Source organism: Mobilibacterium timonense, from assembly GCF_900155555.1.
Lineage (GTDB): Bacteria > Bacillota > Clostridia > Peptostreptococcales > Anaerovoracaceae > Allobaileyella > Allobaileyella timonense.
This window is the reverse complement of the sequence record NZ_FUHN01000008.1, coordinates 679,055-694,521: the sequence shown is the minus strand read 5'-3', so window position 1 is coordinate 694,521 and position 15,467 is coordinate 679,055. Positions and strand designations below refer to the sequence as shown.

Here is a 15,467-nt window from a genome sequence, read left to right as displayed (position 1 = left end):
ACGCTCCTATGTCCTTAAATCATACCCTTTGTGGAAGGGATCTCGTTCTCCCTTCCCGCCTCTATGGACACGGCCTGCGACAGCGACCTCCCGAAGCTCTTGAACATGCCCTCGAGGATATGGTGTGTGTTTTCGCCGGCCAGCTGCCTTATGTGCAGGGTGATGGCCGAGTTCCTCACCAGGGCTGCCATGAATTCCCTGGCCAGCTCCGTGTCGAAGTCACCCACCTTCTGGGTCAGGCCCTCGAGCCTGTAGTCCAGGAAGGCCCTTCCGCTGATGTCAACGGCCGTGAGGATCAGGGCCTCGTCCATCGGCAGGATCTTCTCGCCGTATCTCGTGATGCCCCTCCGGTCTCCGAGGGCCTCGTCCAGTGCCTGCCCCATGCAGATCCCCAGGTCCTCCACCAGGTGGTGGTAGTCCACGTAGGTGTCTCCCGAGGCGTTTATCATCAGGTCGAACCTGCCGTGGGCGGCAAAAAGTGTCAGCATGTGATCCATGAACCCGCACCCGGTGGCGATGTCCGTCTTTCCGCTGCCATCGAGGTCCAGCCAAAGGCTGATCTTGGTCTCGGCGGTCTCCCTGTTTACCTCTGCGTTCCTCATTTTTTCATTATCTCCTTAAGCATGTCGACGAGCTTTTCCATTTGCTCCGGTGTGCCCACGGTGATCCTGGACCAGTCCCTGATCCTGTCCTGCTCCCAGTGGCGCACCAGGATGCCCCGCTTCTTCAGCTGGCTGTATATCTCCTGCCCCTCAAAACCCGGGAACCTGGCGAAGATGAAGTTTGCCTTCGACGGGAGCACCTCCGCGCCGAGGGCCTTCAGGGCCTTTTCCGCCGCCTCTCTGGTCTCCGCGACCTTCCTGCAGTTGGCGACATAATAATCATTCTCGTCGATCGCCGCCTCCGCCAGTATGAGGGACAGTGTGTTCACGTTGTAAGGATTCGTAGAGTACTTGATCATCTCCAGATCCCTGATGACGCCCTCGTCGCCGATGGCGAACCCCAGCCTTCCTCCGGCGAAGCTCCTTGACTTGGAAAAGGTCTGGGACACCAGCACGTTGTCCAGCTCCTTCGTGAGAGGGATCGCGGTCTCCGCACCGAAGTCCACGTAGGCCTCGTCCACGAGCACGATGTGGTTGGAGTTGGCCTTCGCGATCTCCCTGATAGCATCCAGTCCCAGGGTCATGCCTGTCGGGGCGTTCGGATTCGGGATCACCACGTTGGAGGACTCCTCGCAGAAGGCCTCCACGTCCACTGTCATGTCCTCCTTCAGCGGCACTTCCCTGTAGTTCACGCCGTGGAGACCGGCGATGACCTTGTAGAAGCTGTATGTTATGTCCGGGAAAAGAAGTGTGTCATCGTCGTCGTTAAATGCGAGAAAAGCGAAGTTCAGTATGTCGTCGGAGCCGTTGCTCAGAAAGACGTTTTCCGGCCTGACCCCGTAAAGCTTCGCGATCTTCTCCTTGAGCCGGCGCCCCGTGGGATCGGGATACAGCCTGAGTCTCTCGAAGTCCGTCTCATCAAGGGCGCTGATCACACCCGGCGCCGGCGGATACGGAGACTCGTTGGTGTTCAGCTTGATGTACTCCTGATCCTGCGGCTGCTCCCCAGGTGTATAAGACTGGAAGCCCTGGTATCGTTCTTTCAGAAATCTGCTCATCGTATCTCCTTCACACAATATGTAAAAAGTTTCATCCTTTCACACCAGATGCGACACCTTTACTTCCCGCGGTTCCTGCTACGGATCACCGCGCTCCTGCCGTGGCCGCCGAGACCCTCTTTTTCCGCAAAGCAGGCGATCTTGTCCGCCGCCTTGTCGAGCGCTTCCGGTGTGTAATAAGAATACTGCATTCTCTTCACAAAATCATCTACCCCGAGCGGGCTGTAGAACTTCGCGGTGCCGCTCGTAGGCAGGGTGTGGTTCGGTCCGGCGAAATAGTCGCCAAGCGCCTCAGGGCAGTCCCTGCCGAGGAATACCGACCCGGCGTTGGTGACTTTTTCCAGCAGCTCGAAAGGCTCCTCTACGCACAGCTCCAGGTGCTCCGGAGCGATCTCGTTGGAGACCTCCACGGCCTTTTCCAGGTCGTCGGTGACGATGATCTTCCCGTTGTTTTCTATGGAAGCCCTTGCGATCTCCTGCCTCGGCAGGGTCTGGAGCTGCTTTTCGATCTCCTGTGCCACGTTCCCAGCCAGCTCCCGGGAGTCTGTGATCAGGACGGCGCTGGCGAACTTGTCGTGCTCCGCCTGGGACAGCATGTCCGCCGCCAGGAAGTCAGGCCTGGTCTTTCCGTCCGACAGCACGAGTATCTCAGACGGGCCGGCGATCATGTCGATGGCGACCTGTCCGAAGACCTGCTTTTTTGCCTCAGCCACGAAGGCGTTGCCAGGGCCCACGATCTTGTACACCTGCGGGACGGTCTCGGTGCCGTATGCCAGGGCGGCGATGGCCTGGGCTCCTCCCACCTTGAAGATCTGCGTGGCTCCGGCGATGTGGGCGGCGGCAAGTATGTTAGGGTTTACCTTGCCGCCAGTGGCCGGCGTGGTTATCACGATCTCGCTGCAGCCCGCCAGCTTTGCGGGGATGCAGTTCATGAGGACCGTGGACGGATAGGCTGCCGTGCCTCCCGGAACGTAGATGCCCACCTTCTGGATGGGGAGGACCTTCTGGCCGAGGACGATGCCGTCCTCTTTTTCCATCTGAAAGCCCCTGCGTACCTGGTTGCTGTGAAATGCCCTGATGTTCTCTGCAGCTTCTTTCAGGACCTCCAGGAATTCCGGGTCGACCTCCTCGAAAGCCCGGTCTATCTCGGCCTGGCTCACCTTGAAGTCCTCATAATCGAAGCCGTCGAATCGCTTGTTGTATTCTCTGATGCTGGCGTCTCCGCCTTCCCGGACATCCTTGATTATCCCCTTTACGATGTCCTCAACGTCGGCAGGCATCCGGGTCCTGGAAAATATCTTCTCTGCCTCGTCCTGCCCGTATCTCATTATCCGGATCATGGATCTTCCTTTCTCTTCTGTGTTATATGCGCGGCGGCTGGTATTGTAACCAGCACTGTAGATGGTCGCCCGGCCGCGGCCGTGTAATTTTCTTCTGATCATCCGTTCCTGCGGGGATCACGCTTTCTGTGCCTTCGGCGTTTCCGAGGTCCCCGTCGCTGCCACCGACTCGCTCAGCGCCGACACGATCCTGCCGATCTCCCCGGACTTGAAGTTGTATATGGCCTTGTTGGCGATGAACCTGGCGCTGATGTCCACGATCTTTTCCTTGGGCTCCAGATCGTTGGCCCTGAGGGTGTTCCCGGTCTCAACTATGTCCACGATCACGTCGCTCAGACCCAGGATAGGGGCGATCTCTATGGACCCGTTCAGCTTGATGATGTCGATGTCCCGGCTCCTGTCGGTGTAGTACTTCGATGCGATCCTCGGGAACTTCGTGGCGACTCTCAGGGTCCTGTCGGTGTTGTCCTCCCAGTCCTTCGGGCCGGCCACCATCATGCGGCACCTGCCAATGCCCAGGTCCAGGAGCTCGTAAACGTCGCTGCCGCCCTCCAGCAAAATGTCTTTTCCCACGACGCCCACGTCTGCGGCTCCCCGCTCCACGTAGATCGCCACGTCGGAAGGCTTTACCCAGAAAAAGCTCACTCCCGCCTCTTCGTTTGTGAATATCAGCTTCCTGCCCGGGTCCAGCAGCTCGGGGGCCTCGTAGCCCGCGGCGGCGAACATGCTGTAGACCTTTTCACCCAGGCGGCCCTTAGGGAGGGCCACGTTGATCATCTGCCTGCCTTCAGTTGCGGCACCGGCCTTCATTTCGGCTTTTTTTGCGCCTGCGATCGCGACTCCAGTGCCAGTAGATGCTCCTTCGCCGGCTACTGCGGCTCCAGCCTCCTGGCTGTTATCCTCGAGGGCCGAGATGTCCACGGAAAAACCGATGGCTCCGCCCTTACGCCCCATCTTTTCCATGAGGTTATCGTAACGGCCACCGGAAAGGACGGCATATGGAACGCCTCTCACGAATCCCTGGAAGATCACTCCGTTGTAGTATCCCATGTCGTTGACCATGGAAAAGTCGAAGCGTATCGCCCCCGCTTTCGCCAGCCCCGTGCTGTCCAGTGCCTCCTGGATCCTGCGGAGCTCGCGGGCGGCCTTTTCCATCTCCTGGTTCATGGCCAGGTCCTCGATGGAGCCGAGCACCTGATCCATGGTGCCGCTCGTCGCGATGAGCTCCTCCAGCTTGCTGATCATGAATCTGCTCACGCCCTCTCCGGCGCAGACCGCGGCGGCGGTGTGGAAGTTCTTGTTGCCGACGGCCCTGAGGACTTTTTCCTCTGCGTCTTCGGACAGGCCGAGTATGGAGATGAAGCCTCTCACGATGCCCATGTGGGAGATGGTGAGGACATAGTCGTCGGAGATGGCCTCCAGGCTCTTGACCGCCAGCTGGATCACCTCGAGGACGTGATCCTCGGTGAGGTCGCCGATGCACTCGACGCCGGTCTGATCGATCTCGCGAAAATCTCCTTTTCCACGGCTCATGCGGTAGACCTGGTCGTCGTAGCAGTAGCGCTCCACGGTGTCCGGGGCGTACTGGCTGTTCTTGGCGATTGACAGGGTGACGTCCGGCTTGAGGGCCATGATCCGCCCGCGGTTGTCGGTGAAGGTTATTATCCCGTCCTTGCCGAGGAAGTCCCGGTTCTTGCTGTAGAGCTGGTAGTCCTCGAATTTTCCCGTCCTGAAAAGCCTGTAGCCGTGGCGCCGGTACAGGTCGCGCAGGTCGTATATGGCTTTTTCACTTCTGCTCAGGATGGCTGCGTAATCTTTCATCATTTGTTCTCCAATCTGTCCAGCACCATGCGGTATCCTCCCGGGCCGTAGTTGAGGCACTTGTTCACCCGGCTGATGGTGGTGGAGCTCATTCCCGTCTCCTTGCTGATCTCGTTGAAGACCTTCCCGTTTGAGAGCATCTTCGCCACCTCCAGGCGGCGGATCAGGTCGTTGAACTCCTTGATCGTGCACACGTCCTGGAAAAAAGCGTCGCATTCGTCCAGGGTCTCCAGCGACAGGATCGCCCTGTAGAAATTCTCCCTGTACTCTTTGTCCTTCTCTCTGTGATCCATACAGCCTTCGTCCTCCTGTAAAAAATCGTTGAAAAAATATCTGGTCGCGGCGCGGGTTTTGACTGCCGCTATGCGGGTCTGACGCAAACATGACTTGTCGCTCCGCGAGGTTGGCGCCTGCTCACCTCAGGCCCACGTGCCAAGTTGACGCTATGTTACTACTCTACTGTGCTAAAGTCAACACCGTGAAAGATTGTATTGAAGAAAGTTATTTGATGGAATTCGAACAGATCGAGTTGTGCAGGTTCGCCAGGAGCGCGGGCGAGCAGTACTGGGTGGCGATTTCCAAATCTGTACTGCTCGTTTCCGGTTTCGTAAGCTGATTCGGAGCGACAAAAAGCAGTACTAAGTCATGATACCCAAATCTGTACTGCTCGGAACCGGCTCTGAAAACGGATCTGGAGTCACAGCGAGCAGTGCAAAGATGCGATTTCTGAAAGTGTACTGTCCGGAATGATGAACGCCGAGCTCTAGAATGCCTGGGGTCTCATTTGTGCGTCACATGATAGTAAATAAATATAGTGGTGAGACCAGTGTGTCTGACAAGAAGGATAGGGGCATTGGGTGAATCGTGTTTTGAGCATATTTATGCAGTTTATCGCATATGAACATCCGCAATTCCGGAGGAAATTGCGGATACCGCTTCTGTGAGATGAGGGCTTTCCAGGGGAAACGCCGATTTTCGGCGTTTCCCCTGGAAAGCCTACCGACTCGATCAACTGAAAATAAGAACAGAGTAATACAAAACTGGACATTACAGCTTGAAGTTGCCAGATGGTCACAGGAATCAGATTCAAAAGTCTCAAAAAGATAGCAATGAGACTGATCACACCAACGCGGTGAGATCGGTGCTCACTTGAAGGCAGAATAATAATACTTTTTCTATTCAGAGTCTCGCCAGCGTCTCCGGTCGCGGGAAAAAGTTCCAGGGGAAACGCCGAAAAAGGGTATGTGATATGGAATTAAAATTATGAATAATAATCCACAGCCCATTTTGAAAACTGTGCTGGTCGTTTGTACAGAAAATTTCCGGAACTGTCTATTTACAATTCCGGAAATTTATGTTTTTTCCGCAGTATGCCGGCGTCAGTCACCCGCGATTCCCTCACAAGTTGATATTTATGCAGTCTGCCAGCCGCGAATACCACCCGAGCGCGTAGTGCGGAGACACATGTCTGTGGTCTGCGCACAGTGCCTGGGCACCGCCTGAACACCACCCGCACATCGCCAGGGCGGCGCCTGAAAGATCACAGCGGGCGCATGTGTTTGAGTGAGAGGTCCAGTATCGGTGCCGAGTGCGTGAGGGCGCCGCTGGATACATAGTCTACTTTCAGGTCTCGGATCTCTGCGGCTTTTTCCGGGGTGACGTTTCCGGAGATCTCGATCTCGGCTCTGCCCGAGATGATCTCTACGGCTTTTTCCATTGAATCGTGATCCATGTTGTCCAGCATGATGATGTCGGCCCCGGCACGGACGGCCTCGCGCACCATGTCGAGGTCTTCCACCTCCACCTCGATCTTGCGGACAAAAGGCGCGTACTCCCTGGCCTTTTTTACCGCCTCCGCGACCCCGCCCGCGGCCCCGATGTGGTTATCCTTCAGCATGACACCGTCGGAAAGGTTGTAGCGGTGGTTGTTCCCGCCGCCGGTGCGGACTGCGTATTTCTCGAAGATCCTGTTGTTGGGAGTGGTTTTCCGAGTATCCAGCAGCCGGATGGAAGTCCCGTCCAGCAGCTCCGCCATGTGCCTCGTGAATGTGGCTATACCGCTCATCCTCTGCAGGAAATTGAGGGCGGTCCGCTCTCCAGACAAAAGCACGCGCATGTCGCCCCGGAGGGTCCCCAGTTTCTGGCCCCTCTTTACTTCGTCACCGTCGGAGACGTCGAACCGTGCCTCAACGTTTTCGTCCAGCAGTGTGAAGACCCTCTCGAACACCTGCAGGCCGCAGATGACCCCGTCCTCCTTGCAGATGAGGTCAACTGTGCCCTTCTTCGCCTCGGGCATCACGCAGTTTGCGGACACGTCCTCGCTGGTGATGTCTTCTCTCAAGGCGCTGAGGATAAGCGGCTCCACGTTGAGTTTAATTGTGATCGGATCGTACATTATATTTTTGCTCTTTCTTTTATCTTTATGCGCGCAAGCAGCAATCTCATGTGGCGCGCGCTAGCAACACTCTTAAACAGCCCGCGTAAGCAGCGCGTCCAGGCAGCCGTGCGTCAGCGCAGTGGCGCACGCGTATGCGTGCGCATTTCATCTGTGGTGCCCCCGCACATTTGTGCGTCAGTGCAGCGATGCGTAGGCGTCGTTCCGGTGCCGTGTCGCGTTCATGCCGCGACTCGCCTGGAAAAAAGTTTTTTCGTTCCTCGCAGTATCGCGGCTCAGTCGAGCGTTTTCCTTACTGCGGCGGTGGCGCGGCTCCAGCTAGGCTCAGCGGCCCAGGCGCAAGGCGCACGGCCGCGGCGAAATCCACCAGATCAGGCGCACGGCGCCCGTCCGCGGTGAAATTCACCAGCTCAAGCGCACGGCGCCCGCGCCTCACGCTGACCTGTACTCCGCTCCGGCCGGCTGCCCGTTGTTGGCCGCATCGATGGCGTCCTCCACGAGGCGGCAGTATGTCTTTTCCAGGGCCTCCGGATCGCTGTACTGAGACAGGTCCGTCTTCGCCACGAACTCCGGATCCGCCCTGTTGGCGGACCAGCGGGCCTCGATGTCCCGGGCCGCCCGCTTCGCGAACACCAGGCTCTCCAGGAGGGAATTGCTGGCGAGACGATTCTTGCCGTGGACGCCGTTGCAGGCGGTCTCCCCGATGGCGTAGAGCTGGTTCATTGTTGTCCGGCTCTGGTGATCCACCTTTATGCCGCCCATGAAGTAGTGCTGGGCCGGCACCACAGGGATAGGCTGAGTGAAGGGATCGTAGCCGTTTTCCCGGCAGTGCTCGACGATATTGGGAAAATGGTTTTCCAGGACGTCCCGCGGTATCGGCCGCAGGTCCTCCCAGACGAACTTCGTGCCGTCCTTTGCGGTCTGTTTCCGGATCTCCTGGGTCAGCAGATCCCGGGGCAGCAGCTCGTTGGTGAATCTGTGCCCGTTCTTGTCCAGGAGCTTAGCGCCCTCGCCCCTGACGGACTCGGATATGAGGAAACTCCTGTCCTCGGGCTTTTCCGAGTAGAAGGTGGTCGGGTGGATCTGGATGTAGTTCACGTTCTTGAGGGCCACTCCGTGCCTGATGGCGACGGCCAGGCTGTCCCCGGTGAGGTGCCTGAAGTTGGTGGAATGGGCAAAAAGCCCTCCCACCCCTCCGGTGGCCAGCACCGTGACAGACGACTCTATCTTTTCCAGGGAGCCGTCCTTCCTGCGGACGACCGCGCCGTAGCAGGTGTTGTCCTTCTCGATGATGTCCAGCATAGTGGTGTACTCCAGCAGCTCCACGTTCGGCAGGGTCCTGACCCTGGCCAGGAGGTGGCTGGTGATCTCCTCCCCCGTGATGTCCTCGTGGTAGAGGATCCTCTTGCGGGAGTGGGCGCCCTCCCGGGTGAAGTCCAGAGAGCCGTCCTCTCTGCGCTGGAACCTGACGCCGTAGCCGATGAGGTCCCTGATGACGCTCTGAGAAGAGCGGATCATTATGTCCACGGACTGGCGGTCGTTTTCGTAGTGACCCGCCTTCATGGTGTCTTCGAAATAGCTGTCGTAATCACCGTCGTCCTTCAGCATGCAGATGCCCCCCTGTGCCAGGTAGGAGTCGCTGCTCTCCAGGTCTTCCTTGGTGATGACCGTGATCTTCTTGTCTGCCGGCAGCTGCAGTGCAGCATACAGGCCGGAGCAGCCGCTGCCGATGATGAGGATATCCGTCTTCATTCCTCTCGTCTCCTTTGAAAAAAACATTTTCCTTCCCGCAGTTCCGCGGGTTTCCGGCGGTGTCTCCGCCTGGTCGACAGGTATTATAGTGCCGGCACATCGAGCTGTCAAGACAGATGTAAATTATGGCTATACATATGTCTTGACACAACAGGTCTGCGCCACTATACTTACATCTGTTTACCGGCGTCCCGGCTCCGGGATCGGCGGACGGGCCGCCATGGGCCGCTCACAAACCACAGGCAACTGCCGCGGCGCCCCGCAGGATCCGCAGAACTACAAAGAAACGCGATCCGCAGGACTGCGCACATAGATGAAAGGTTTTTTCCATGAACACAAGAGAACTGCAGGACAGAATAATAGAACTTAAGAAGAAAAAGAACGTGTGCATACTCGCCCACGCTTATCAGAGCCAGGACATCTGGGAGGTGGCGGACTTCATCGGGGACTCCTTCGCACTCAGCAAGAAGGCGGCCGGCGCTCCAGAGGACACCATGGTCATGGCGGGTGTGAGGTTCATGGCGGAGACCTGCAAGATACTGTCTCCTGAGAAAAGGGTGATACTCGCCAACCCGACGGCCGGGTGCCCGATGGCCATGGAGATGGACAGGGACGCCGTCCTGGAGATGCAGAAGGAGTATCCCGGCTACGCAACGGTGGCATATATCAACACTACCGCGGATTTAAAAACCGCCGTGGACGTGGTGGTCACGTCATCATCGGCGGTGAAGATAATCAGGGCTCTCCCTGATAAAAATATTATTTTCATCCCGGACCCGAACCTCGGGGCCTGGGTCCAGGCACAGTGCCCGGAGAAGAATTTCAAGTTCTACAACGGCGGATGCCCTACCCACATGCGCACGGGCCCGTCTGACGTGAAGCGGATGAAGGCCGCACACCCGGAAGCTCTTGTGCTCGTACATCCTGAGTGCAGGCCATCCGTGGTGGAGCTCGCAGACTACGTGGGAAGCACCACCGGCATCATGAAATACGCCGAAGAGAGCTCCGCCCGCGAGTTCATCATCGGCACGGAGGCCAGCATCGTCCAGCACCTGCAGTTCCAGTGCCCTGACAAGAAGTTCTACCTCCTGTCTGAAAACTGCGTCTGCTACAACATGAAGATGACCACCCTGGTGGATGTATACAACGCAGTGGCCGGGGATGGCGGCGAGGAGATCGTCCTGCCAGAGGACGTGATCACCCGCTCGAGAAGACCTATCGACCGGATGATCCAGCTCGGCGGCTAATTCTGGCTAGTTCTGCTCTTCTATGAGCCTGTCCACCATCTGGGCGATCGCCTCTGCGGAGTTGAAGTTCTCAGGAGTCATGTCGTCTACGGAGATCGTGACGTCGTACTCGTCGGACAGGGATCCTATGATGGCCACCACGTCGAAGGAATCCAGAAGCTCGTCATCGATGAGTGCCGTCTCCTTGGTGTAATCCAGATCGTCCTTTACGCTTTCCAGGATCTCGATAATTCTGCTTGTGTCCATTTGTGTTCCTCTCTTTTTTCATCAAAATTTTCTGTCGTGGGGAGAGCAGCACGCTCTGCTCTCCGCCCCCTTTTCAGCTAATGCATTTTACTCTTTACTGAATGCATTTTCAATTTGTTACAGGTATCCTCACCGTTTCTTTCCATTTCCATCACGTTATTTTAGCCTTACACCTTGTTTCTCCCTTGAAAAATCAATGAATCGAGCCCCCTGTTGTGGTAAAATATCACCGCTGATATTTTTTGACCGTTTCCGGGATCCGGTCAGACGTGGTGCTCCCCACCTGTCTTACGCCTGCCGACCCGGAGACACTGAACGACACAAACAGAATGGAGACATACTTTGAATGACAACAGCTTGAATAGCAGCGGTCTCAGGGAGGAACGCCAGAGCTTTTCCACCATACTGGAAGCCCTGTCGACCAGAGCCTGGGATCCCGGCCACAAGGACCGCCTGTGCCTGTGCGACGGCAAGACCGATCTCACTTACGGCAAGGTCTGGAAGTCTGTGAAAGCCCTCGCATACGATCTGGAGGATCTCTCCGGATACGTCATGGTGGAGTGCACACAGGACGTGGCCTTTATCGTGACGGCCCTGGCTGTACAGCTGGCGGGCCTCGTTTTTGTGCCTGTGGAAAAAGGAGCTTCTGACTCCCGCATCGCTCAGATCGCGGAGGATTCCCGGGCATCCCTGTTCGTCGCCACCGAAAAGGGCAGCGCAAAGGCGCCTGCCGGCCTGGAGATCATGGACACGGGCCGGATCCTCCAGCTCATATCCGGGATCACCGCGGACCGCGAAGGCACCGATGACTCGCTGGAGTCCATGGGCCTCAGGCTCCCGATACCTGAGGAGACTGCGGAGATCCTCTTTTCCACGGGGACGACGGGAAAGTCCAAGGGCATAGAGATATCCCACCGGAACAACGTGGCGGTGGCCCAGAACATCTGCGGCGCCGTTCGCATGGGACCGGAAAACGTGGAGCTCGTCCCGATGCCCCTGTCCCACAGCCACGGCCTCAGGACCACCTATGCGGGTCTGTACAACGGGAGCACGCTGGTCTTTTCCAACGGGGTGATCCGGGTAAAAGAGTTTTTCCGGCTCCTGGAGGATTACGGGGTGACCGCAATAGACATGGCCCCGTCGATACTGTCCATGCTCTTCAAGCTCTCTAAAGACAAGCTGGGAGACTACAGCGGGCAGCTCGACTATATCGAGCTGGGGTCCGCCGCCCTTCCTGAGGAGGACAAGCTCCACCTGGCCAGGATCATGCCGGGAGTGAGATTATACAACTTCTACGGCTCCACCGAATCCGGGCGCACCTGCAGCCTTGACTTCAACAGCATGCCCGACATGCCGGGCTGCATCGGATACCCTTCGGTCAACGCGAAGTTCATTTTTACAGACGACCAGCGGAATGAGATCCAGGCGACCCCCGAAAACCCCGGGCTCATGGCCACCGCCGGCCCTATGAACATGAAGGGATACTTCCACGAGCCGGAGCTCACGGCCTCCGTGACCGGCAACGGGTTCATATACACCAGCGACCTCGGATACAGTGACGAGGAGGGCCGGATCTACTACCTGGGCCGCCAGGACGACGTGATCAACTGCGGCGGCGTGAAGATCAGCCCTGAGGAGATCGAGAGCCAGGCGGGAAAATTCCCGGGAATCAGGGACTGCGCCTGCATACCGGTGCCGGATCCGCTCCAGGGCCAGAAGCCGAAGCTCTTTGTGTCGCTGAGCGAGGAAGGCCTGGACATGAAGGCCTTCAAGGCATATCTCCGGGAGCACCTGGACAGCAACAAGGTCCCGGCGTCGGTGGAGGTGATCGACGAGATCCCACGGACATACAACGGTAAGCTTCAGAGGAAAAAGCTGGAAGAAAGGGAGGCCGCATGTCGTTCATCTCGTTTCAATTCATAGTTTTCATGGCGGTGGTGACGCTGCTGTACTATCTGGTGCCTAAGAAGTATCAGTGGGTGCTGCTCCTCATCGCCAGCTACGGCTTTTTTCTTTACGGGGGCGTGACGCCTCTGATATTCATCCTCTCCACCACCCTCACCGTCTACGGCGGAGGCAGGTGGATGGAGCACGTGAAGGCCACGGCGCCAAGCAAGAAGGCCGCCAAGGCCACCAACCGCAGGATACTTACCCTGATCACCGTGTTCAACTTCGGCATCCTCCTGATGCTGAAGTACTACAACTTCTTCGCGGAGTCCGTAAACCACGGTCTCGGGATCTTCGCCTACGACTCGCAGCTGCCGCTGATAAACATCGTCCTTCCGCTGGGCATATCGTTCTACACGTTCCAGTCCATCGGATACCTGATCGACGTATACAGAAACAAGTACGCGGCCGAGAAGAGCCTCCCGAGATTCGCTCTTTTCATATCGTATTTCCCGATCCTCGTACAGGGTCCTATCAGCCGGTACAACGACCTGGGCACCCAGCTCAAGGAAGAGCACCCGTTCGACTACAAGACATTCAAGTTCGGCATGTAGCTGGCGCTGTGGGGCTTTTTCAAAAAAATGGTCATCGCCGACCGCATAGGAACGGCGGTATCCACAGTATTCGGGGACTACGCCCAGTTCGACGGCTTCCAGACGGGACTGGCCATAATACTTTACGCTCTTCAGATCTACCTTGACTTCTCCGGAGGCATCGACATCGCCAGAGGATGCTCCGAGATGCTGGGGATCACCCTCATGGAGAACTTCCAGCGGCCGTACTTCGGAAACACCGTATCCGAGTACTGGCGCAGGTGGCACATCGCCCTCACCAGCTGGATGAGAGACTACGTCTTCTTCCCGCTGACCCTGAGCAAGTTCTCCAACAAGGTTGGAAAATGGGGCCGCAAACACATCAAGGGCTCCATCGGCAAGCAGCTGCCTTCCTACTTCCCCACATTCGTGACGTTCTTTCTGATCGGAGTATGGCACGGAGCGGGATGGGGCTTCATCGTCTTCGGGCTGTACAACGCCACCATAATCGTGGTGAGCATGATACTCACACCTGTGTTCCAGAGGATGATAAAGTTCTTCCACATAAACGAAAAGTCCTTCGGCTGGAAGGTGTTCCAGATAGCCAGGACCTTCCTCATCATGGCGGCGGGAAAAACTCTCACCCGCGCGTCCAGCGTCCACGTGGCCGTGGCGATGCTGAAAAGGGTCGTGGGGATAAAGACGGCCGCCTACGCGGGCGCTTCGTCAGCCACGGCGGCAGCCGCCGAGACCCTTGCGTCTACCGGGGCAACAGGGCTGCCTGTCTTTTCCGCCATGGGCCTGGATCTTGGAAACTGGATCGTGTTGTTCATCACATTCGCACTGTTCTTCACGGTCAGCGTTCTCCAGGAGCGCGGGATGGAGATGCGGGAGACACTGGCGGCAAAGCCGTTCTATGTCCGGTGGATCGTGTATCTCCTGGGCTTCGCAGCAGTTGTGATACTCGGGGTCTACGGGCCGGGATACTCGGCGTCAGAGTTCGTGTACAGGAACTTCTGATGGATTCCTGCATGCGAACACGCACTGCCGCGCAATGCCGCAGGCTGAAGATAAACGAAAAAGACTTTTACTAGAGATCGGAGGAATTACTTCCATGATACATGGGAAGGATAACAACACCCGTGAAAACGACAGACCCACCAGGAGGCAGAGGCTCCGGGCCGCTCTGAAGGATCCGGACAGCGCCTTCAACAGCAATACCGGGAAGGGTCCGAAGGTGAGAGCACTGGTTTTTGCAGTGATCTTCTGCCTCTTCTGCTTCTACCTCCTTAGGGTGTTCGACATGAAAGACGAGATGGGGTCGGAGAAGGTCTTCAACTCCTTCTACGCCGCATCTGAGGACACGATAGACGGGATATATCTGGGGTCCAGCGGTACCTACAGGTACTTCATGGCTCCACGGGCTTTCAGCAAGTACGGATTCACCGTTTTCGACCTTGCCACCAGCTCGCAGCCGATAGTGTCCCAGAAGTACATAATCAAGGAGGCTCTGAAGACCCAGCCGAACTGCAAGGTGATCCTCATCGAGATCAGGAACGTGGTCAAGACCGACGACCACCTGTACGAGGCGGACCTGCGGAGGGTCACCGACGCCTTCCGCCAGTCGGAGAACAGAAAGGACCTGATCGATGACAACCTCGCTTACTTCAAGGGGCTCGGCCTTGAGAACTTCGACTACGACAAGTGGGACTACTACTTCCCGTTCCTGAAATACCACAGCCGCTGGGACGGCGACATCACCGGGACGGACCTGCTGGGGACCAGGGAAAAGACCTCGTACAAGGGGTTCCTGCCTACCAGCAAGAGCTATTACGTGGAAAAGCTCAGCGACCCCGGCGAGTACGCCGGCACCCAGTCCCTGGGTGAGGCCAGGATGGAGACCCTGGACGACCTGCTGGACTACTGCGATACACTGGACCAGAAGGTGATCTTCGTTGCTTCGCCTTACTATGCGGACCAGGACAAGCAGGAGCGCCTGAACACGGCCGTGGACTACATCGAAGGCCGCGGTTACGAGGTCTGGGACTTCAACCACGGAGAGCTCAAGGATGAGATAGACATGAACTGGAGCCGTGACTACTTCGAGAAGAACCACGTGAACATCTTCGGAGCCATGAAGTATACCGACTTCATATCCGAGAAGCTGAAGTCCGAGCTGAATCTGCCGGATCACAGGAACGATCCAGACTACGAGACGTGGAACTACTCTCAGTACAGGCTGAAGAGAGAGGTGGCCTGCAAGACCAACAGGAAGTACATGAAGCTGGTGAAGAAGTACGAGGAAGCCACCGACTCCGATACAAAGCAGAAGTACTACGGAGAGATGCAGGCGCTGTACTACCAGCTGTGGGAAGAGTACACGGATGCGCACCCGTATCAGTCATACAAGTCATAGTTGATCAGGTCCCGGGGGGATAGGGCGATCATTTCGTGTCACCTCCTCCCGGGATCTTTTAATTCCTCTTCCGTGTTTAAATCTGACCTTTTTGGTGCTACAATCAAAAG

13 protein-coding genes are annotated in these 15,467 nt (G+C 57.1%); 5 read left to right on the top strand and 8 right to left on the bottom strand.

Annotated elements, in window-relative coordinates:
- Positions 1 to 14: 14 nt before the first annotated feature.
- The 7 genes from hisB to BQ7382_RS09230 all read right to left on the bottom strand — a co-directional run bounded on the left by hisB (position 15) and on the right by BQ7382_RS09230 (position 8,968).
- Positions 15 to 602, bottom strand: a complete 588-nt coding sequence (gene hisB, locus BQ7382_RS09260) for an imidazoleglycerol-phosphate dehydratase HisB (protein ID WP_077391819.1) — start codon at positions 600 to 602, stop codon at positions 15 to 17.
- Positions 599 to 1,660 carry a histidinol-phosphate transaminase gene (gene hisC, locus BQ7382_RS09255; protein WP_077391818.1) on the bottom strand — a complete coding sequence of 354 codons (1,062 nt, stop codon included), beginning with the start codon at positions 1,658 to 1,660 and terminating at the stop codon, positions 599 to 601. The genes hisB and hisC overlap by 4 nt, the downstream gene beginning before the upstream one ends.
- 59 nt (positions 1,661 to 1,719) lie before the next feature.
- The gene (hisD, locus tag BQ7382_RS09250; RefSeq protein WP_331465921.1) at positions 1,720 to 3,102 is read right to left on the bottom strand and encodes a histidinol dehydrogenase; all 1,383 of its coding nucleotides are present in this window, start codon (positions 3,100 to 3,102) and stop codon (positions 1,720 to 1,722) included.
- A gap of 15 nt (positions 3,103 to 3,117) precedes the next feature.
- Positions 3,118 to 4,821 carry an ATP phosphoribosyltransferase gene (gene hisG, locus BQ7382_RS09245; protein ID WP_077391817.1) on the bottom strand — a complete coding sequence of 568 codons (1,704 nt, stop codon included), beginning with the start codon at positions 4,819 to 4,821 and terminating at the stop codon, positions 3,118 to 3,120.
- Entirely contained in the window at positions 4,821 to 5,114 is a 294-nt protein-coding gene (locus BQ7382_RS09240) for a YerC/YecD family TrpR-related protein (protein WP_077391816.1), read from the bottom strand. Before BQ7382_RS09240 ends, hisG begins: the two co-directional genes overlap by 1 nt.
- A 1,247-nt stretch (positions 5,115 to 6,361) precedes the next feature.
- Positions 6,362 to 7,216, bottom strand: a complete 855-nt coding sequence (gene nadC / locus BQ7382_RS09235) for a carboxylating nicotinate-nucleotide diphosphorylase (protein ID WP_077391815.1) — start codon at positions 7,214 to 7,216, stop codon at positions 6,362 to 6,364.
- Between the two features lie 432 nt (positions 7,217 to 7,648).
- Positions 7,649 to 8,968 carry an L-aspartate oxidase gene (locus BQ7382_RS09230; protein ID WP_077391814.1) on the bottom strand — a complete coding sequence of 440 codons (1,320 nt, stop codon included), beginning with the start codon at positions 8,966 to 8,968 and terminating at the stop codon, positions 7,649 to 7,651.
- Positions 8,969 to 9,297: 329 nt separating this feature from the next.
- Here BQ7382_RS09230 and nadA point away from each other — a divergent pair, with 329 nt between their 5' ends.
- Complete coding sequence (nadA, locus tag BQ7382_RS09225; RefSeq protein ID WP_077391813.1) at positions 9,298 to 10,215, top strand: quinolinate synthase NadA; 918 nt, start codon at positions 9,298 to 9,300, stop codon at positions 10,213 to 10,215.
- 6 nt (positions 10,216 to 10,221) lie between these two features.
- Here the strand turns inward: nadA and BQ7382_RS09220 are convergent, their stop codons facing one another.
- Positions 10,222 to 10,461 (bottom strand): phosphopantetheine-binding protein, encoded by a 240-nt coding sequence (locus BQ7382_RS09220; RefSeq protein ID WP_077391812.1) that lies wholly within the window; start codon positions 10,459 to 10,461, stop codon positions 10,222 to 10,224.
- Between the two features lie 342 nt (positions 10,462 to 10,803).
- Between BQ7382_RS09220 and BQ7382_RS09215 the strand changes: the two genes are divergently transcribed.
- From BQ7382_RS09215 to BQ7382_RS09200, 4 genes are all read left to right on the top strand, one after another.
- Positions 10,804 to 12,384 (top strand): class I adenylate-forming enzyme family protein, encoded by a 1,581-nt coding sequence (locus tag BQ7382_RS09215; protein WP_077391811.1) that lies wholly within the window; start codon positions 10,804 to 10,806, stop codon positions 12,382 to 12,384.
- Entirely contained in the window at positions 12,357 to 12,962 is a 606-nt protein-coding gene (locus tag BQ7382_RS09210; RefSeq protein ID WP_077391810.1) for an MBOAT family O-acyltransferase, read from the top strand. The genes BQ7382_RS09215 and BQ7382_RS09210 overlap by 28 nt, the downstream gene beginning before the upstream one ends.
- 27 nt (positions 12,963 to 12,989) lie before the next feature.
- Complete coding sequence (locus tag BQ7382_RS09205) at positions 12,990 to 13,961, top strand: MBOAT family O-acyltransferase (RefSeq protein WP_077391809.1); 972 nt, start codon at positions 12,990 to 12,992, stop codon at positions 13,959 to 13,961.
- 94 nt (positions 13,962 to 14,055) lie between these two features.
- Positions 14,056 to 15,357: a hypothetical protein gene (locus tag BQ7382_RS09200; RefSeq protein ID WP_077391808.1), complete on the top strand. Its 1,302-nt coding sequence runs from the start codon at positions 14,056 to 14,058 to the stop codon at positions 15,355 to 15,357.
- Positions 15,358 to 15,467: the final 110 nt, after the last annotated feature.